The 18,240-nt window shown below is 39.0% G+C and carries 21 protein-coding genes; 19 read left to right on the top strand and 2 right to left on the bottom strand.

Annotated features, from left to right (window positions below; genetic code table 11):
- The first annotated feature begins 59 nt into the window (after positions 1 to 59).
- Genes gcvH through ACOQO1_RS10325 form a run of 3 tightly spaced genes read left to right on the top strand, consistent with a single transcriptional unit; the run spans position 60 to position 1,597 of the window.
- Positions 60 to 440, top strand: a complete 381-nt coding sequence (gcvH, locus tag ACOQO1_RS10335; RefSeq protein ID WP_420602800.1) for a glycine cleavage system protein GcvH — start codon at positions 60 to 62, stop codon at positions 438 to 440.
- A complete protein-coding gene (locus ACOQO1_RS10330) occupies positions 433 to 840 on the top strand; it encodes a VanZ family protein (protein ID WP_420602799.1) in 408 nt (135 codons plus the stop codon). The genes gcvH and ACOQO1_RS10330 overlap by 8 nt, the downstream gene beginning before the upstream one ends.
- 52 nt (positions 841 to 892) lie before the next feature.
- A complete protein-coding gene (locus tag ACOQO1_RS10325) occupies positions 893 to 1,597 on the top strand; it encodes an energy transducer TonB (RefSeq protein ID WP_420602798.1) in 705 nt (234 codons plus the stop codon).
- Positions 1,598 to 1,688: 91 nt separating this feature from the next.
- On the opposite strand, the gene ACOQO1_RS10320 is transcribed toward ACOQO1_RS10325, so the two are convergent.
- Entirely contained in the window at positions 1,689 to 2,060 is a 372-nt protein-coding gene (locus ACOQO1_RS10320) for a SnoaL-like domain-containing protein (RefSeq protein ID WP_420602797.1), read from the bottom strand.
- A gap of 237 nt (positions 2,061 to 2,297) precedes the next feature.
- The gene (locus ACOQO1_RS10315) at positions 2,298 to 3,185 is read right to left on the bottom strand and encodes an MBL fold metallo-hydrolase (protein ID WP_420602796.1); all 888 of its coding nucleotides are present in this window, start codon (positions 3,183 to 3,185) and stop codon (positions 2,298 to 2,300) included.
- Between the two features lie 124 nt (positions 3,186 to 3,309).
- Between ACOQO1_RS10315 and cyoE the strand changes: the two genes are divergently transcribed.
- The 16 genes from cyoE (at position 3,310) to ACOQO1_RS10235 (ending at position 18,231) form a co-directional block, all read left to right on the top strand.
- Positions 3,310 to 4,212 (top strand): heme o synthase, encoded by a 903-nt coding sequence (gene cyoE, locus ACOQO1_RS10310; RefSeq protein WP_420602795.1) that lies wholly within the window; start codon positions 3,310 to 3,312, stop codon positions 4,210 to 4,212.
- A gap of 7 nt (positions 4,213 to 4,219) precedes the next feature.
- Positions 4,220 to 4,801, top strand: coding sequence for a cytochrome c oxidase subunit 3 (locus tag ACOQO1_RS10305; protein ID WP_420602794.1), 582 nt, complete (start codon positions 4,220 to 4,222; stop codon positions 4,799 to 4,801).
- Between the two features lie 92 nt (positions 4,802 to 4,893).
- Positions 4,894 to 5,868 (top strand): cytochrome c oxidase subunit 3, encoded by a 975-nt coding sequence (locus ACOQO1_RS10300; RefSeq protein WP_420602793.1) that lies wholly within the window; start codon positions 4,894 to 4,896, stop codon positions 5,866 to 5,868.
- A 48-nt stretch (positions 5,869 to 5,916) separates the two neighbouring features.
- On the top strand, positions 5,917 to 6,300 hold the full coding sequence (locus ACOQO1_RS10295) for a cytochrome C oxidase subunit IV family protein (protein WP_420602792.1): 384 nt from the start codon (positions 5,917 to 5,919) through the stop codon (positions 6,298 to 6,300).
- 173 nt (positions 6,301 to 6,473) lie between these two features.
- Positions 6,474 to 7,112 carry a hypothetical protein gene (locus tag ACOQO1_RS10290; protein ID WP_420602791.1) on the top strand — a complete coding sequence of 213 codons (639 nt, stop codon included), beginning with the start codon at positions 6,474 to 6,476 and terminating at the stop codon, positions 7,110 to 7,112.
- Positions 7,093 to 7,839, top strand: a complete 747-nt coding sequence (locus ACOQO1_RS10285; RefSeq protein ID WP_420602790.1) for an SCO family protein — start codon at positions 7,093 to 7,095, stop codon at positions 7,837 to 7,839. Before ACOQO1_RS10290 ends, ACOQO1_RS10285 begins: the two co-directional genes overlap by 20 nt.
- Entirely contained in the window at positions 7,836 to 8,372 is a 537-nt protein-coding gene (locus ACOQO1_RS10280) for a DUF420 domain-containing protein (protein ID WP_420602789.1), read from the top strand. The genes ACOQO1_RS10285 and ACOQO1_RS10280 overlap by 4 nt, the downstream gene beginning before the upstream one ends.
- 10 nt (positions 8,373 to 8,382) lie before the next feature.
- On the top strand, positions 8,383 to 8,595 hold the full coding sequence (locus ACOQO1_RS10275; protein WP_420602788.1) for a hypothetical protein: 213 nt from the start codon (positions 8,383 to 8,385) through the stop codon (positions 8,593 to 8,595).
- Positions 8,596 to 8,710: 115 nt separating this feature from the next.
- Positions 8,711 to 9,955 (top strand): ABC transporter permease, encoded by a 1,245-nt coding sequence (locus ACOQO1_RS10270; protein ID WP_420602787.1) that lies wholly within the window; start codon positions 8,711 to 8,713, stop codon positions 9,953 to 9,955.
- Between the two features lie 26 nt (positions 9,956 to 9,981).
- Positions 9,982 to 11,238 carry an ABC transporter permease gene (locus ACOQO1_RS10265; protein ID WP_420602786.1) on the top strand — a complete coding sequence of 419 codons (1,257 nt, stop codon included), beginning with the start codon at positions 9,982 to 9,984 and terminating at the stop codon, positions 11,236 to 11,238.
- A 41-nt stretch (positions 11,239 to 11,279) separates the two neighbouring features.
- Positions 11,280 to 12,392: an efflux RND transporter periplasmic adaptor subunit gene (locus ACOQO1_RS10260; protein WP_420602785.1), complete on the top strand. Its 1,113-nt coding sequence runs from the start codon at positions 11,280 to 11,282 to the stop codon at positions 12,390 to 12,392.
- Positions 12,393 to 12,489: 97 nt separating this feature from the next.
- Entirely contained in the window at positions 12,490 to 13,194 is a 705-nt protein-coding gene (locus ACOQO1_RS10255; protein ID WP_420602784.1) for an ABC transporter ATP-binding protein, read from the top strand.
- On the top strand, positions 13,184 to 14,413 hold the full coding sequence (locus tag ACOQO1_RS10250; RefSeq protein ID WP_420602783.1) for an ABC transporter permease: 1,230 nt from the start codon (positions 13,184 to 13,186) through the stop codon (positions 14,411 to 14,413). Before ACOQO1_RS10255 ends, ACOQO1_RS10250 begins: the two co-directional genes overlap by 11 nt.
- Before the next feature lies 1 nt (position 14,414).
- Complete coding sequence (locus ACOQO1_RS10245) at positions 14,415 to 15,677, top strand: ABC transporter permease (protein ID WP_420602782.1); 1,263 nt, start codon at positions 14,415 to 14,417, stop codon at positions 15,675 to 15,677.
- 30 nt (positions 15,678 to 15,707) lie between these two features.
- Positions 15,708 to 16,844: an efflux RND transporter periplasmic adaptor subunit gene (locus ACOQO1_RS10240; protein WP_420602781.1), complete on the top strand. Its 1,137-nt coding sequence runs from the start codon at positions 15,708 to 15,710 to the stop codon at positions 16,842 to 16,844.
- A gap of 28 nt (positions 16,845 to 16,872) precedes the next feature.
- Positions 16,873 to 18,231, top strand: coding sequence for a TolC family protein (locus tag ACOQO1_RS10235; protein WP_420602780.1), 1,359 nt, complete (start codon positions 16,873 to 16,875; stop codon positions 18,229 to 18,231).
- Positions 18,232 to 18,240: the final 9 nt, after the last annotated feature.

Genomic DNA, 18,240 nt, shown 5'->3' with positions numbered 1-18,240 from the left:
GCTTGAAAAGCAAAATGTGATCCGTTACATTTGTCATCGTACTAAAACAAGAAACAACTATGAACATACCAGCAGAACTAAAATACACAAAGGACCACGAATGGATTAAGATTGATGGCGATGTGGCTACAGTTGGAATTACGGATTTTGCCCAAGGTGAGTTGGGGGATATCGTATATGTAGAGGTGGAGACTTTGGATGAAACCTTGGATAAAGAAGAAGTGTTTGGCACCGTTGAAGCGGTAAAAACAGTTTCTGATTTGTTTTTGCCTTTGAGTGGAGAGATTATCGAATTCAATGAGGTTTTGGAAGATGAGCCCGAGAAGGTAAATACAGACCCCTACGGTGAAGGTTGGATGATTAAAATTAAGATGAGTGATACTTCTGAAGTGGAAGGGTTAATGAGTGATGAAGAGTACAAGGCATTGATTGGTGCTTAAGAACTATATATATACAGTATTGTTTATAAGCTGGGTGTTGTTCATTACAACGCTCAGCTTATTTTCATTTTCGGGATTGGATTTGGATGCGGGAAAATTGAATATTCCATATGCCGACAAAGTCACCCACTTTTTTTTCTATACCATATTTGCCATCTTGGGATGTCTGTTTTTACGGGAACGTACCAAAGGAAGTTTGGGATTGAACAAGACCATTAATTTAATGGTTTTTGTTGCCATTTTTTATGGTATGCTTATTGAGGTACTTCAGTACACATTGACCACTGATCGTATGGCCGAATTTGGAGATGTCCTGGCAAATACTTTTGGGGCAATTGTAGGGGTTAGCCTAATTAAATGGTATTTTTCTAAAGAAAGGCCGTTAAAATGGAAATTTTAATTGTTTATTTAACCAATTAATAATTAAATTAGCAAACACTAAAATCAAAACGATGGAACTAAAAAAGAATCCAAAAGCAGATGTAGGAAAAAACAGTTCGCTCTATTTTGTTATAGGGTTGGCCGCTGTTTTGGGGTTGGTTTATGGAGCTATGGAGTGGAAAAAATATGATAAATCCAATGATTATGATATTTCAATGAACGTTGAAGATCAGTTGGATGAGGAAGTGCCCATGACAGAGCAGATCAAGACTCCACCGCCACCACCGCCACCAGCTGCACCAGAAGTTATAGAGGTTGTTGAAGATGAGGAAGAGGTAGAGGAAACTGTTATAGAATCAACTGAGACCAGCCAAGAAGAAGAGGTTATGGAAGTTGAGGAAGTAGAAGTTGAGGAAGTGGAAGAGGATATTTCAGTTCCATTTGCCGTAATTGAAGATGTGCCTGTATTCCCTGGTTGTGAAAAATCCAGTAACAAAAAAGCATGTTTCCAAGAAATGATGCAAAAGCACATTCGTAAAAACTTCCGTTACCCAGAGATTGCCCAAGAGATGGGTGTTCAAGGAAGGGTTAACGTAATTTTCGTAATCCAGAAAGATGGAAGTATAGGAAACATTAGAATGCGTGGACCGGACAAAAATTTGGAAAAAGAAGCATTGCGTATTATCCAAAAACTTCCAAAAATGACTCCTGGAAAGCAAAGGGGTAGAGCAGTAAAGGTACCTTTTAGTATTCCAATTACCTTTAAGTTGCAATAAAAATATTTTTGATTCCTGCTGAGGTAGGAATAGAAAAAGCCCTAGTTGAAAAGCTAGGGCTTTTTTATTTTAGGCGGTTCGCCGACATCTTTTAGGCGTGATAATAACGCTCGTTTATGATTTTTCCATCTTTCCACCGTGTTCTAACAACCTGCTCAAATCGGTGTTTTGTTCCGTCATTGGTATCAAATTCCATCACCGCCTCATAGAAAGTGGTGTCTCCCTTTACGGCAGGACCATTGACAACTTTGTAGCCATGAAAGGCTGTTACCGTCTCCAATAATTTTTGCTCTTCTGCAAGGCAAAATTCCTTCCCTACCTTAGCTGCATTGTTGCCTTCAAAAAGTTGCACATCATCCGCCAGATAATTTTCCATGGCTTCAATAAATTTTCCTTCGGCCAGTAGATTGGTCACTTCGTTAGCTTTTGTCAACAATTCTTGCTCTTGTATTGTAGTTTCCATAATTAAATGTTTAAGGTTAATAACTTGTTTTGAGCAAAAATAGATGCGCGCCACGCCTTTTCTATTGCAGATTTTTCCCGAATACTATTACTGATTTCCTTTAATGGAAAAAGATGCTGTTAGTAGGATGCTTTAGGGGAGTTTTAATCAAATATGAGGGGGCGATTGTGTCAAAATACAATCAATGGGCAAGTGAGAAAATCAAAACCTCAAAAAAACCTTGAAATGGAGAGGAAGCTATTTCTTAATCAAACTCTTGTACACCTGTTCCCGCATTTTTTCGGGATTTATATAGCCGTTGCCATGTGTGGCATCATATTTAGCAAGTAAAGCTGAATTGCTTTTTACAGCTTCCAAAGATTTTCCGTCCGTAACCTCTTGTTGTACGGTTGCCCTAATATCTTCAAGCATGGCAACATAGGTTTCCAATTCACTCTTTTTGGATGGCCTTCCATGCCCAGGGATTATTTTGGTGTTTTCATCAATCACCATCAATGCTTTTTTATGGGCCGCAATATATCCATCGATGCTTCCTCCGCTATTTATATCAATATAGGGATAACGCCCAGAAAAGTAGGTGTCTCCCATATGCAACACATTTTCGTTGACAAAATAAATCATAGTGTCTCCATCGGTATGGGCATTATGCACATGAAATGCCATTATGATCTCGTCAACGTCATAAAAAGTAAGGTCCTCTGAATAAGTTATCTCAGGGAGCGTCTTTTCATAATCTTGCTGGCTCAGTTTATTGGCTTTCACATTGGCAAGACCCTTTTGTACCAAGCGTTTTCTAACATTATCTTGAGCCACTAAGGTAGTTGCCTCCGTGTTAAAGTTTACATTTCCTCCAGTGTGGTCACCGTGCATGTGCGTATTCACCAGATAGGTAATGGGTTTGTTGGTCAATGTTTTTATGGCTGCTTTTATTTTATGGCTCAAAGGGGCAAATTGGTCATCGACCATAAATACATTGTTTTCCCCTACATAAATTCCAATGTTGCCACCCCTTCCTGTAAGCATATACACTTTTTGGGATAATGTGTCTATGGATATGGTTACTTCCCGATCTTGGCCTTGGACAAAAGTGACGAATAGAAGGGCAAAAATAATAGTGAAACGCATGGTATCGGTTTTATAAGTTGATGTAATGTAAGACGTATCGTTTGTTCAAAAATAACATAAAGACCTTCAATAGGTTGGAAAAGAAATATGACGGCATTATCTTTGCCAGCCAATATAAATGTGGATGAAATCTGCTGTAGGTTCCGTAAAAAGTACATCCTTGTCCTTGATTTTTACAGATTTTAAGGAAATCACCAAAGCCAAATTGGCCGTTAGTGTGGTTTTTTCATCCATTGCCGGTTATTTTTTGGGTGCTTCCCAAATTGAGTTAGGATCTCTATTATTACTAGGTTTTGGTGGATATTGCATGGTGGGAGCTTCCAATGCTTTCAATCAGGTGATTGAAAAGGATTTGGACGCCTTGATGAACCGTACCAAAAATCGTCCAATCCCATCTGGAAGGATGTCGGTAGGTACTGCAATGGCCATTGCCATTATACTGACCATTTTAGGGGTGATCTCGCTATACATATTGAGTCCAAAAACAGCTATGTTTGGGGCTATTTCCATATTTCTGTACACTAGCGTCTATACACCATTAAAAACAAAAACACCACTTTCCGTATTTGTTGGGGCTTTTCCCGGAGCCATACCATTTATGTTAGGTTGGGTTGCTGCAACCAACGATTTTGGAATAGAACCAGGGACTTTGTTCATGATTCAGTTTTTTTGGCAGTTCCCACATTTTTGGGCCTTGGGGTGGATGTTGGACGAAGACTATAAAAAGGGCGGGTTTAAAATGTTGCCAACCGGAAAAAAAGATACAGGAACTGCATTTCAGATTATACTTTATACCATTTGGATGATTGTGATTTCGGTAATGCCTGCTTTTGGTTTCACGGGAAGATTGCATTTATCCATTCCAGCGGCAATTATTGTATTGTTGGCAGGACTGGTAATGCTCTTTTTTGGATTTAAATTATATGAAAGACGGGACAACCCATCCGCAAGAAAATTGATGTTGGCCAGTGTCACCTATATTTCGTTGATTCAAATAGTATATGTTGTAGATAAATTTATTAGTTGATAAAAAGATGGATTTGACCCAGATAGATATTGAAGAGAAGAACAAGCGCGCAAAGAAAATGATGCTCTGGTTCGGTATTGTGAGCTTGATCATGGGCTTTGCAGGTTGGACAAGTGCTTACATTGTTAGTAGCAAGCGAGAAGATTGGATCAGCGACTTGGAACTTCCGCAAGCATTTTTTGTGAGTACGGCCATAATTGTTTTAAGCAGCTTGACCTATTTCATGGCAAAACTGGCTGTCAAAAAGGACAATCAAAAACAGGGAAGTATCTTTTTGTTGGTGACTTTGGTTTTGGGAATTTCCTTTATCATTTTACAATTCAAGGGATTTTCACAAATGTTGGACAATGGATATTATTTTACCGGCCCTACCAGTAGCATAAAAATGTCCTACGTTTTTTTGATTGCGGCGGTACATATTGTTCACGTGGTAGCAGGGTTAATTTCACTTTTAGTGGTTTTGGTACAACAACTTAGAAGAAAATACATGCCCGGAAATACTTTAGGTCTTGAATTGGGTGCTACTTTTTGGCATTTCTTGGATTTTCTTTGGGTGTATTTAATACTATTTATGTATTTCGTGAAATAAATTTTTGAAGAGAAAGTTTTCATTAAACTTTGTCTTTTTCAATACATCAAAAGGTGTATTTTTGTGAAAGTTTTATTAAAACGACCTTTTTTATGAATACAACGGTGACTACCGGTACAGAAGAAAGTGTTTGGGGAGGTGGAAATAAACCCCTAAATGCTAGCTATGGAAAAATGATGATGTGGTTTTTTATTGTCTCGGATGCCTTGACCTTCTCTGGGTTCTTGGTGTCTTATGGCTTTTCTAGGTTTAAGTTTATTGAAACTTGGCCAATTGCCGATGAGGTGTTTACACACGTTCCTTTTTTCCATGGTAACTATCCCATGTATTATGTGGCTTTTATGACCTTTATTTTGATTATGTCTTCCGTGACCATGGTATTGGCTGTGGACGCAGGGCATAAGATGATGCAGAAAAAAGTCATCATGTACATGTTCCTTACCATTATTGGAGGTGCAATATTTGTGGGTTCCCAAGCTTGGGAATGGGCAACTTTCATTAAAGGGGATTATGGAGCTGTAGAAACCAAGGGAGGTAGAATACTTCAGTTTGTGAATGCGGACACTGGACAGCGTGCCGCTTTGGCCGATTTCTCCAAAACCTTACCTGAAGATAGGGTTAAGCATTTAAGCAATGAAGGAGTTTGGTTTGAGAAAGAAGGGTATAAAACTTCCTTTTCGTTGAATGAAGTAATTGAAGGATTTAAGGCTACACCAAATATCTTGATTCGTACAGAGACTATAAATGAAGAAGGAGAGAAGACCTTATTGTCTCGTCCAGAATCCTTGGCCAAGCTTAAAGATGCGGCACTGGTTGTAGAAGGGGCAAACCTTATCCGAAATGAATATGGAAGCCGACTTTTTGCCGACTTTTTCTTTTTCATAACAGGTTTTCACGGATTCCACGTATTCTCTGGGGTGTTAATCAATATCATTATCTTTTTCAATATCATTCTGGGGACCTACGAACGTCGTGGACATTATGAAATGGTAGAGAAAGTGGGACTGTACTGGCACTTTGTAGATTTGGTATGGGTTTTTGTATTCACATTCTTCTATTTGGTATAAATTTTATGTCATTCCTGCGAAGGCAGGAATCCAAACAATAATAATATAATGGCACACGAACATAAACTGGAAATTTTTAGAGGACTTGTAAAGTTCAAGTCAAACATTCAAAAGATTTGGGGTGTATTGATTTTCCTAACTATTGTAACTGCAGTTGAGGTAGCTCTTGGGATTACCAAACCAGAATTTCTGACCAAGACCTATTTTATTGGGATGAAACTCTTGAATTGGATTTTTATCATCCTAACCTTGGTAAAGGCTTATTACATTGCCTGGGACTTTATGCACTTAAGGGATGAGAAGAGCTCTTTGCGCAGGGCTATAGTTTGGACACCGATCTTTTTGATTTGTTATCTGATATTCATCTTACTTTTTGAAGCAGATTATATCTATAACGTGTTCAAGGATGGTTACCTGTCTTGGAACTTCTAGTAAAGTATTAACAAGTATAAAAGGCGGTTTTTAAACCGTCTTTTTTATTTTTGCAATAGTAAGATTAGAATGAAACCGACATGGTCAAAAATATCATTAAACGTATAGAGTCATGATTATTTTTGACCATCAAAGGTTACATGGGACCTTTGAAAAACGATAAAAATAAACACATGAAAAAGGGCTTTGTTTTAGTTGTGTTGTTCGTTTTCCCCTTGGTGGCCTATCTGTTTTTTGCCTCGGGCGTCAACAACTTTGGAAGACTACCTGTCCTTACCCAGAACATTGCGGATTTAGAACGTTTCGGAACCGAAGTTAACCTTGAGGGTAAAATCACCATTTTAGGTTTTTTGGGTAATGAAATTGAACTGAAAAAGGGAAATGCCTTTAATCTAAATCAAAAAATTTACAAACGCTTTGGAAAGTTTAAAGACTTTCAAATGGTGATGATCGTTCCCAAAGGAAATGGCAATGAAGAGAAGGTAGAATCTTTAAAAATAGAATTGGGAGCTTTATCAGATATTGAAAAATGGTTTTTTGTTTTTGTGGAAACTTCGGAGATAAAATCCTTTTTTCAACATTTGAAAACAGATAAAACCCTGGATGAGAATTTGAGCACCCCTTATGTTTTTATCATAGATAAAGAGCTTAACCTTAGAGGGCGAACAGATGATGAAGATGAAGGCGTGAAATACGGTTTCAATACAACCTCGGTAGCGGATCTAAACAATAAAATGGAAGACGATGTAAAGATTATCCTCGCAGAATATCGTCTCGCTTTAAAGAAAAACAATGCCGACAGGAGCAAATAGCAAGAGAAAATACACCTACGTCTGGGTATCGACCATCATTTTGATTTTTGGAATTTTTGCAGTGTACGAAATCACCAAAAGACTCAAAGAAGGTACCGTGGTTGAAGACGATAGGTTAACAGGGGCATCATCCATTAATGACCTGTCCTTTATATTGGCCGATGGTAAAAAAAGAAAAGTGCCACAGTTTTCTTTCTTAAATCAAGACAGTCTGCTTGTTTCAAATGAAAGTTATTTGGGAAAAGTGTATGTGGTGGAATTTTTCTTTACCACTTGTCCAACCATTTGCCCCATCATGACCAAAAATTTAGTGGAGTTGCAGGAAACATTTGTGGAGTATCCTGACTTTGGTGTTGCTTCGTTCACCATTAATCCACGCTATGATACCCCGACTGTTTTGAAAAAGTATACGGAGCGCTATGGAATCACGGATTCAGATTGGCATTTAATGACTGGTGATCAAGATGAAATCTACAAATTGGCACAAGAAGGATTCTATATTGTGGCCAATGAGGTTGAAGATGCGCCTGGCGGATTTGAACATTCTGGAATGTTCGCTTTGGTGGATAAAAACGGGTATATACGTTCCAGATATGATGAAAATGGAAATCCGTTGATTTATTACCGCGGCACGATCACAGAAAAGCAAGGGGTAAACTCCGAAGGAGAGCCACAGCAGATTACGATGTTAAAAGAGGATATCAAAAAATTATTGTTGGAGAAATGAAAGAAGTACTTTCAGCTAGTGAAAAGCAGTTTAAAAAGTGGGTGGTAGCAGTATCCATAGTGGTGCCATTACTTGTGGTTTTGCTTTTTATGTACAAAATACCCAATGCGGAACCTTTGACCTTTTTGCCTCCCATATATGCATCAATCAATGGACTAACAGCAATTTTTCTTGTAGTTGCCGTATGGGCCATCAAAAATGGAAAAAAAGTACTTCACCAAAGGTTAATGACCACTTGCATTGTGTTTTCTGCCTTGTTTTTGATCATGTATGTTGCCTATCACATGACATCGGAAAGTACCCCTTTTGGAGGTGAAGGTGTAATTCGGTACATATATTACTTTGTTTTACTTACGCATATCCTACTTTCAGTAGCAGTAATTCCTTTGGTGCTGATTACGTATTCCAAGGGATATTTAGAAAATTATAAGGCCCACAAGAAATGGGCCAAATACACTTTCCCTATTTGGCTGTATGTTGCCGTAACCGGGGTAGTTGTATACCTGATGATTTCCCCGTATTATCAGTATTAAATCAAAGAAAGTGAAGATAAAACTGTTCTTGCTCCTAATTATTTTCTTTATGCTTCCACAAATTACCGAGGCCCAATGTGCTATGTGTAGAGCCGTTGTGGAGAGTGAAGCCGATGGAAAAACCGCTGAGGGAATAAACAACGGGATTGTTTATTTAATGGCTATACCTTATATTTTGGTTGGTGGACTGTTTTATTTTGTCTATAAAAAAATGCGAGGTTAAAGGCATTTCTTAAATTTTAACATTTTTTTTAACGATAAAGTGTAACAATCTGGTACGACTTTTGTCATATTAGGGTACGCTTGCGTATTTCATCAATCATCAAACACCAACCACTATGTTCGACATTGAAAGGTGGCAAGAAATATTTGACACCATACGGAAGAACAAATTACGCACTTTCTTGACCGGGCTATCCGTGGCCTCCGGTATTTTTATTCTTGTTATTTTATTGGGTTTTGGGCAGGGAATGCAAAATGGTATTGAACACGAGTTCAAACAAGATGCCACTACCAGTGTTTGGGCATGGCCTGGGGTTACTTCAAAAGAATTTAAGGGACTGAATCCCGGAAGGCGTATCCAGTTTAACAATGGAAATTTTGAAACGGCCAGTTCCATGTTCCGGGAAACCGTTGAATATGAATCTCCCCGAATATTTGTGAGAGGTGTTACCGTTAACTATGGTAAAGAGGCACTGGTTTATAGTATTCAAGGAGTAGGTGCGGAGTTTCAGTTTATAGAGGGGCCTAAAATGATGCAGGGACGTTTTATAAACATTCAAGACGAAAACGCTACAGGCAAGGTGGCCATTATTGGAAATAAAATCAAAAAAGATGTCTTCAATGAAGTGGAATCGCCAATAGGCGAATTTATAGATATTTCCGGAATACCCTTTAAAATAGTTGGGGTTTTCAAGGAAATGGAAGATAGAGAGGAAGAACGCATATATATTCCCATTACTACTGCTCAAAGGGTTTTTAATGGTGGGGATAGGTTGAATAGCTTGTCATATACCCTTCCTGAGGTCGAAAACTTTGAGCAGGCCGTTGCTCAAGCTGTAAAATTCAAAAATGACTTAAGGTCTTATCTTCAACAGGCGCATACGGTGGCGCCAGATGATAATGGAGCTATGGAGGTTTGGAGTGCCATGGAAGAAGCCAAAAGATATTATGGTATAACAGGAAATATGAAGTTGTTCTTTTGGTTTGTTGGAGTCTGTACTATAATTGCCGGGGTTGTTAGTGTAAGCAATATAATGCTCATTGTGGTTAAGGAGCGTACACGTGAAATAGGAATCAGAAAAGCTTTGGGCGCCAAACCTTGGTCCATAGTGGGGATGATTTTGCATGAATCCATTTTTGTTACCGCAATCTCTGGTTTTTCGGGACTCATTTTCAGTATGGGATTGTTGGAACTTGTCGGTCCCAATATAGAAGTTGATTATGTTCTAAACCCTTCAGTGAGTTTTCAGGTAGCGTTCACGACCGTTTTGGTCTTGATTTTGGCCGGAACCCTAGCTGGTTTTGTGCCAGCGTGGCGGGCGGCCAAAGTCCAGGTAATTGAATCTTTACGAGATGAATAAAAGACAAATGTTAAATACTAATAGCGATGTTTAGCAAGGATAGATGGCGAGAAATTTTAGAAGTCCTTACCAGTAATGTGGGCCGAACCATCCTTACCGCTTTTGGTGTTTGTTGGGGCATATTTATTTTGATTGTGCTCTTGGCAGCAGGGAAAGGTTTTGAAAATGGGATTAAAAAGGATTTTGGTGATATAGCCACCAACACCATGTTCATGTGGACCCGAAGAACTACCAAACCCTATGAAGGACTGCCAAAAGATAGGAGCTTTGAATTTAAAGTAAGCGATATTCAGGCCATTTGGGATAATGTGCCCAACCTTCGGTTTGTCTCTCCAAGAAATCAATTGGGCGGATTTAGAGGAGCTGGAAATGTGGTAAGGGGCATTAGAACCGGTGCATACAATGTATATGGGGATTACCCGGAAATTATCAATCAAGACCCTATGTCTGTCACTTCAGGTCGATTTATAAACTACAATGACATTCGCGAAAAAAGAAAAGTGGCAATTATAGGGCAGGGCATTAAAAATGACCTCTATGAAAAAGGGGAAGAAGCTTTGGGAACCTACATTAAAATACAGGGCGTTAACTTTTTGGTGATTGGAACCTACAAAAAGAACAATAGCGATGGTGGGGAAGAAGCCCAAAAGGAAATTTATGTCCCGTTTACCTCTTTTTCACAGGCCTTTAATAGAGGTGAAGATGTGGGTTGGATGGCGATAACTGCCCATGATGGTAGTTCCATATCACAACTTAAGGAAAACATTATTGATGTAATGCGCCAAAGGCACAAGGTGCACCCTGAGGACAAACGTGCCATTGGATATTTTGATCTCTATGAGCAATATAACCGGGTGGAAAGCCTATTCGGGGCATTAAAAGGCGTAGCATACATTGTGGGTATTATGGTATTGTTGTCCGGAATTATTGGGGTAAGTAATATCATGCTTATTGTGGTAAAGGAGCGTACCAAGGAAATAGGAATACGAAGAGCATTGGGAGAACAACCTTGGTCCATTAAAAAACAGATTCTGATGGAATCCATTTTCTTGACCATTATTTCTGGAATGACCGGAATCATTTTTGGCTCCCTGGTCATTTATGGTATCAATTCCTTGTTGGATAGTGTGGGGCCTGTGGACATGTTTTTGAACCCTAGTGTAAGCGTTGGCGTGGTAGGTGGGGCACTGATGATATTGATGGTGTCTGGGCTGCTTGCAGGATTTATTCCGGCCAATAGCGCCATTAAAGTACGGCCCATTGAAGCTTTAAGAACCGAATAAAATAAAAATACATATCAATCAAAACAATTAGATAAAATAAAATGAAAAAGTCCGTAACCATTATCATCCTGTTGCTCATCGTAATAGTATTCGGTGGCTCCATGTACTATCTATACCAAAAGAATTCTGAAGACCCCATTGTTTATGAAACGGAAAAACCTTCCAAGCAGACCATTGTGAAAAAGGCAGTGGCAACGGGAAGTATTCTTCCTTTGGAAGAAGTGTTGATCAAACCCAACATTTCTGGTGTAATCGAAGAAATTTATGTGGAAGGAGGAGATTATGTACAATCTGGGGATTTGTTGGCCAAAATAAAAGTGGTGCCTAATCTAAATGCGTTAAATGACGCCAGAAATGCCATTGATGAGTCCAAAATCAATTTGGATGACCAAAAAAGAAACTATGACCGTCAATTGTCCCTTTTTAATAAAGGGGTGATTTCCCAAGCGGATTTGGACCGTGCCCAAGTGGCCTTTGATCAAGCAAAGCAATCCTACAGAGCGGCAAATAAACGTTTTGATATCGTCAAAACAGGAACAACAAGTGGCTTCAGAAATGCGGCCAATACCTTGATACGCTCAACAGTAAGCGGAATGGTATTGGAGGTTCCAGTGGAGGTCGGAAATCAGGTTATAGAAAGCAATAACTTTAATGAAGGAACTACCATTGCGGCTATTGCCGATGTGGAAAAAATGATTTTTGAAGGCAAGGTGGATGAGTCGGAAGTAGGAAAGATCAAAGAAGATCTGCCACTTGAGATTACCGTTGGAGCAATTGAAAACCAAGTTTTTGATGCGGTTTTGGATTATATCGCACCAAAAGGAAAAGAAGAAAATGGAGCTATCCAATTTGAGATAAAGGGGACGCTTAAAAAACAAGATACAGTTTTCATCAGAGCGGGCCTTAGTGCAAATGCCTCAATTATTTTGGCAAGGGCCGACAGTGTTTTGGCCTTAAAAGAAGCCTTGGTGCAGTTTGATGATGCAACAAAAAAACCTTTTGTTGAAATAGAAACCTCAGAGCAGGATTTTGAACGTAAAGATGTGGAATTGGGTGTTAGCGATGGCATTTTTGTGGAAGTAAAATCGGGTCTAAATGCTGATGATAAGATCAAAGTTTGGAATGCCATTGAAGAAGAGGAAAACATCAATTGATCATTTAACAAAATATTTCAATAAATCTTGTAACATTTTAACAACTTGTAAGTCCTATTACAAGAGTTAAATCATCACATAGCTAACATCACCAACTATGATTGAAATCAAAGATCTTCACAAATCCTATAAAATGGGGAGTAATTCCCTGCATGTTTTAAAGGGCATCAATTTTACGGCAGAAGAAGGAGAGCTTATTGCCATTATGGGGTCTTCCGGATCGGGAAAATCCACCTTACTTAATATTTTGGGGATGTTGGATGAGGCAGACTCCGGAGAGTATACGCTGGATGGAGTTCCTATCAAAAACTTGAGCGAGACAAAAGCGGCGCAATACAGAAACAAATTTTTGGGATTTGTCTTTCAATCGTTCAATTTGATCAACTACAAAAATGCAATGGAAAATGTTGCACTTCCACTATACTATCAAAAAGTATCCAGGAAGGAAAGACAGGAAAAGGCATTGAGTTATTTGGAAAAAGTTGGTTTGAAGGAATGGGCCACACATTTGCCCAATGAGCTTTCTGGTGGGCAGAAACAGCGTGTTGCCATAGCTAGGGCCATGGCAGCTGAACCCAAAGTGCTTTTGGCGGATGAGCCTACCGGAGCTTTGGACAGTACCACTTCTTATGAAGTGATGGATTTGATTCAAAAAATTAATGACGAAGGAAATACCATTTTGGTTGTAACACATGAGGAAGATATTGCACATATGTGCAAGCGCATTGTGCACCTTAGAGATGGTGTGATCGTTGAGGACAAAAAAGTAAAACAAGTAAGAGCATCTGAATATGTTCAATAGAGACACATGGCAAGAAATATTCTTGTCCATTAAAAAAAATAAGCTCCGTACTTTTCTAGCTGGCTTTACAGTGGCATTGGGGATTCTTATTTTTGTCTCTTTGGTTGGGCTGACCAATGGACTCCGAAACACTTTTGAGGAGTTTTTCAACGATGATGCCACCAATACCTTCTTTCTTTTTGCAGGCAGGACGTCTATGCCATACAAAGGCTATAAATCCAATAGGCGAATTGAATTTGACAATTCTGATCTAGAGGATATCAAAAAGAACTTTGCCATGTTCTTGGAATATGTTACCCCAAGAATATCACGTTCCGCTTTGACCAAGTATAAGGAAGAATCCAACAATTACAATACAAGAGCAGTAGGTCCAGGTCACCAGTTCAATGAAAAAACGATCATGATGAAAGGTCGTTACCTCAATGAAAGGGACATAGAAGACAAAACAAAATACGCTGTCATTGGACGTTTGGTAGAGCAGGATTTGTTCGGTACAAAAAACGCCATTGATAAGTATATCGATATAGGGGGAAGTGTTTTTAAGGTAATAGGGGTTTTCCAAGATGATGGCGGGGATAATGAAGAGCGCTATATCTATATTCCGTATACCACAAGACAACTTATTGAAAAAAATACCGATAAGATCGATCAAATCATCCTAGGTTTCAAACCTGAGATTGGATATGCCGGTGCGATGGCGTTCCAAACCAGTCTGGATAAATTTTTAAGGGATAAAAAATACATCAGTCCTCAAGACCCCAATGGTTTGTTTATCAGAAATGTTGCGGATCAATTAAAGCAGAACCAGCAATTCGCCAATATTTTGGCATATATAGCCTCTGTTTTTGCATTGGGTACCCTAATTGCGGGTATTATCGGAATCAGTAACATTATGGTGTTTGTGGTCAAGGAGCGTACCAAGGAAATCGGTATTAGAAAAGCGATGGGGGCAACACCTAAAGCCGTAATTAGTTCAATTTTGATTGAATCTGTATTCATTACCACAATTTTTGGCTATTTGGGAATGTTGATTGGCCTAGCGGTCTTGAATTCTATTGGCACAAAGTTGGAAGATTTCTTTATCAAAAATCCATACATAAATACGACCGTAGCAATCATAGCAACCATATTCCTTATTCTTTTTGGTGCTTTGGCTGGCTATATTCCTGCTAGAAGAGCAGCAAAGATCAAACCAATAGTGGCACTAAGAGACGAATAAGATGAAACTTTTATTTGATAGAAATACGTGGCAAGAAATATTCGGATCTATTCGAAAGAATAAGATACGTACCATTATTACCATTATTGGGGTGCTATGGGGGATTTTTGTCTATATCGCCATGTCAGGTGCAGCCAAAGGAATGGACAACGGCTTTGAAAAATCGTTTGAAACAGTGGCGATGAACAGTCTTTTTGCATGGGCCCAAAGCACTAGCAAACCATATGATGGTTTTAAAACAGGTCGTCAATTGCAACTAAAATTGGGTGATGCAACAGTATTGCAGAATCGCATCCCTGACCTTCAATATGTCGCACCAAGAAATGTAAAAGGAACTTTTGGCTCGGCACCTGCTTCAATTGTAAGAGGTTCTAAATCGGGGAGTTATCCTGTTTATGGTGATTTTCCGGTGTTTACCAAGATTGCTACCAAAAAAATATACGATGGCGGAAGATTTGTGAATGATGATGATATTGAGCAGGCCAGAAAAGTATGTGTTATTGGTGAACGGACCCAACAAGAGCTGTTTGAAGAGGATGAGGACCCTGTTGGGGGATACATCCGTATAGATGGTATTTATTTTCAAGTAGTTGGTGTGCACAAGTTTGTACAAAATGCTCCGTTTGACTCTGATAGCGATATTTATATTCCTTTCACCACCTATAGAAGATTGTACAATTCGGGAGATCAAGTGGGATGGTTTTCAATGGCAGCTTATGACGATGCGGATGTAATACAGGTAGAAGAAGATGTTAAAGCTGTTCTCAAGAGCATCCATAGGGTGGACCCAACAGACGAACGTGCTTTTGGGACTTTTAACCTAGGTGAAGTGTTCAGCAAAATAATGGGTTTTTCAAAAGGATTGACATTTATCTCGTTGATCGTGGGCATTGCCACAATTTTGGCAGGTATAATTGGTATTGGGGCTATTTTGTTGATTTCGGTAAAAGAACGTACCAAAGAACTGGGAGTAAGAAGAGCTTTGGGAGCTACGCCTGGTGAGGTAAGGACCTTGATTATACTCGAGTGCTTGTTCCTTACGCTGATTGCTGGTGTCATGGGAATCATATTGGGCGCTTTGACACTGAATATTGTAAATAATGCAACACAGGGAATTGATTTTCCCTATACAAACCCAACAGTACCTATTCCTTTGGTGTTGGGGGCTTTCGCGCTCATGCTGATTTTAGGAATATTAATTGGGTTGATTCCAGCGCAGAGGGCCGTGAGCATTAGACCAATTGACGCATTAAGAGAAGAATAAAAAAATAGATAAAACTAAATAATCAGGAAAATGAAGAAAATTTTAAAATGGGTAGGACTTGCAGTACTTGTTTTGGGTGCTTTATGGGCGGCAACTTTTTTTATAAAGTCCAATAGCAAATCAACCATAGAATATGAAACCCATAAACCTTTCATTTCTAGTATTGAAAAGAAAACAGTTGCCACTGGTAAGGTAATTCCAGAGGACGAAATAGAAATAAAGCCCCAAATTTCAGGGATTATTGATAAGATTTATTTGGAAGAAGGAGTCCAGGTCAAAGCCGGAGATTTGATTGCTGTAATAAAAGTGGTTCCCAATGAGCAATCGTTGAACCAAGCAGCGGGTAGGGTCAGAAATGCAGAATTGGCATTGAACAATGCCAAAATAGAATATGACAGAAACAAGGCCTTATTCGAAAAAGGAGTCATTTCAAGCCAAGATTTTAACAATCAACAGTTGACGTATGATCAAGCCCAGCAGGAATTGAAAAACTCCAGGGCGGATTATCAGATCATTAGAAGAGGCTCTGCAGGTGGTTCTTCAAGTGCCAATACAAACATAAGGGCTACGGTGACGGGAACTATTTTGGAAATTCCAGTAGAGGAAGGTGACCAAGTAATTCAAAGTAACAATTTTAACGATGGAACCACTATTGCTTCAATCGCAGACTTGGGTAAAATGATTTTTGAGGGGAAGGTTGATGAAGGTGAGGTTGGTAAATTGGAGCTTGGGATGCCTTTAAAAATTAGTCTTGGTGCCATAGAGGACAAGGAATTTGACGCAAATCTAAAGTTTATTGCACCAAAGGGAATTGAGGAGTCTGGAGCTGTTCAATTTAAGATTGAAGGAGATGTTGCCATCGAAGATGATTTTCTCATTCGTGCGGGATATAGCGCAAACGCTTCTTTGACCCTTGAGAAAAAAGATAGTATTCTGGTTATACCGGAGGCATTGCTACAATTTGATAAGGAAACCGACAAACCTTATGTGGAAGTTTCAACTGGGGAACAACAATTTGAACGTCGTGATATTGAGATTGGAATCTCTGATGGCATAAACGTTGAGATTGTTTCCGGATTGGAAGAAGCGGATGAAGTAAAGCAATGGAACAAAACCGAACCAATCAAAAAAGGGCTAGATGAGGAGAATTCTGATGAAGACGCCTAATCCAATAAAACCAAAAATCAAAAAACGAATGAAATTAAGAGTCACTTTATTCATGATTATTTGTGCCACGTTCATCACCAACGCACAAATGAAAAAATGGACGCTTCAAGAATGTGTCACCTATGCTGTTGACAACAATTTGACCATTGAGCAATTTGAGCTGGATTTGGAGAATGCCAAGATTGATAAGTCAGATGCGTTGGGAAATATGCTGCCTAACTTGAATGCATCTGCAACTGCCTCCAAAAATGTAGGTTTTACCATTGTGAGTACTTCAAATATACCAGTAACTGGAAATCAGTCCACATTTAATACAAATGGAGGTTTCAGCTCGAATGTCAATATCTTTAATGGATTGCGTAACATGAAACAGTTGCAAAGAGCCAAACTAAATGCCATTTCTAACCAATATAGATTAGATGATCTAAAGGATGATATTCGCTTGAGTGTGGCCAATGCCTATCTTCAGGTACTTTCCAATAAAGAACAATTGAAAACATTTAAAGCACAGTTGGCCGTTACCGAACAAGACTTAAAACGAACCACAGAGTTGGTAGAGTCTGGCGTATCACCACGCGGTGATTTGTTGGAAATTGAAGCCACTGCTGCCAATCAAGAACAACAGGTGGTAAATGGTGAGAGCCTTGTACTTATTGCCCGTGTAAATTTGGCACAATTGTTACAGATTACGGATTACGAAAATTTTGATATTGCCGATGAAGAATTTGATGTTCCACCATCTGATATTTTGAAGAATTCCGCTAAGGTGATTTTTGACAAAGCGTTGACGTTTAGGAATGACATTAAGTTTTCAGAATCAACTGTGGAACTGGCCAAAAAAGATTTGGAGATTGCCAAAGGTGCAAATTATCCAACATTATCAGGGTTTTTTCAATATGGAGCTAGATATTCTGATGCAACCCAACCGATTCCAGATGGGAGTGGTGGTAGTTTTACCCCTGGGTTTATAGACCAACTATGGATATTTGATGGAATTTCTTATGGAGCACAATTGAACGTTCCTATATTCAATGGGTGGAGTACCCGTAATAATGTAAAACGTTCTAAAATTGATTTGGAGAAGGCCAAACTGCAATTTGAGCAAGATAAGTTGGATTTGGAGACCAATATTCAACAAGCTTATGTGGATGTGACTACCTTTTATAAGGCCTATGAAGCTGCCGTGAAAACTGAAGAAGCAAGAAGGTTGGCCTATAATTATGCCAAAGAACGTTTTGATGTTGGGTTGATGAATGCCTTTGACTTTAGTCAGGCACAATCAAGGGTGGATAATGCTGAAGCGGATGTGATCCGTACCAAGTACGATTATATTTTCAGGTTGAAGATATTGGAGTTCTATTTTGGCATTCCCATTTCTTTAAACTAGTATCTTTGT

The organism is Flagellimonas sp., from assembly GCF_965222555.1.
Lineage (GTDB): Bacteria > Bacteroidota > Bacteroidia > Flavobacteriales > Flavobacteriaceae > Flagellimonas.
The sequence above is the reverse complement of the archived record's forward strand: the minus strand, read 5'-3'. Positions and strand labels throughout refer to the sequence as shown.

Coding starts and splice junctions, on each gene's coding strand:
- gcvH (WP_420602800.1), top strand. CDS start 60: ATGAACATACCAGCAGAACTAAAATACACAAAGGACCACGAATGGATT.
- ACOQO1_RS10325 (WP_420602798.1), top strand. CDS start 893: ATGGAACTAAAAAAGAATCCAAAAGCAGATGTAGGAAAAAACAGTTCG.
- ACOQO1_RS10320 (WP_420602797.1), bottom strand. CDS start 2,060: ATGGAAACTACAATACAAGAGCAAGAATTGTTGACAAAAGCTAACGAA.
- ACOQO1_RS10315 (WP_420602796.1), bottom strand. CDS start 3,185: ATGCGTTTCACTATTATTTTTGCCCTTCTATTCGTCACTTTTGTCCAA.
- cyoE (WP_420602795.1), top strand. CDS start 3,310: ATGAAATCTGCTGTAGGTTCCGTAAAAAGTACATCCTTGTCCTTGATT.
- ACOQO1_RS10305 (WP_420602794.1), top strand. CDS start 4,220: ATGGATTTGACCCAGATAGATATTGAAGAGAAGAACAAGCGCGCAAAG.
- ACOQO1_RS10300 (WP_420602793.1), top strand. CDS start 4,894: ATGAATACAACGGTGACTACCGGTACAGAAGAAAGTGTTTGGGGAGGT.
- ACOQO1_RS10295 (WP_420602792.1), top strand. CDS start 5,917: ATGGCACACGAACATAAACTGGAAATTTTTAGAGGACTTGTAAAGTTC.
- ACOQO1_RS10290 (WP_420602791.1), top strand. CDS start 6,474: ATGAAAAAGGGCTTTGTTTTAGTTGTGTTGTTCGTTTTCCCCTTGGTG.
- ACOQO1_RS10285 (WP_420602790.1), top strand. CDS start 7,093: ATGCCGACAGGAGCAAATAGCAAGAGAAAATACACCTACGTCTGGGTA.
- ACOQO1_RS10280 (WP_420602789.1), top strand. CDS start 7,836: ATGAAAGAAGTACTTTCAGCTAGTGAAAAGCAGTTTAAAAAGTGGGTG.
- ACOQO1_RS10270 (WP_420602787.1), top strand. CDS start 8,711: ATGTTCGACATTGAAAGGTGGCAAGAAATATTTGACACCATACGGAAG.
- ACOQO1_RS10265 (WP_420602786.1), top strand. CDS start 9,982: ATGTTTAGCAAGGATAGATGGCGAGAAATTTTAGAAGTCCTTACCAGT.
- ACOQO1_RS10260 (WP_420602785.1), top strand. CDS start 11,280: ATGAAAAAGTCCGTAACCATTATCATCCTGTTGCTCATCGTAATAGTA.
- ACOQO1_RS10255 (WP_420602784.1), top strand. CDS start 12,490: ATGATTGAAATCAAAGATCTTCACAAATCCTATAAAATGGGGAGTAAT.
- ACOQO1_RS10250 (WP_420602783.1), top strand. CDS start 13,184: ATGTTCAATAGAGACACATGGCAAGAAATATTCTTGTCCATTAAAAAA.
- ACOQO1_RS10245 (WP_420602782.1), top strand. CDS start 14,415: ATGAAACTTTTATTTGATAGAAATACGTGGCAAGAAATATTCGGATCT.
- ACOQO1_RS10240 (WP_420602781.1), top strand. CDS start 15,708: ATGAAGAAAATTTTAAAATGGGTAGGACTTGCAGTACTTGTTTTGGGT.
- ACOQO1_RS10235 (WP_420602780.1), top strand. CDS start 16,873: ATGAAATTAAGAGTCACTTTATTCATGATTATTTGTGCCACGTTCATC.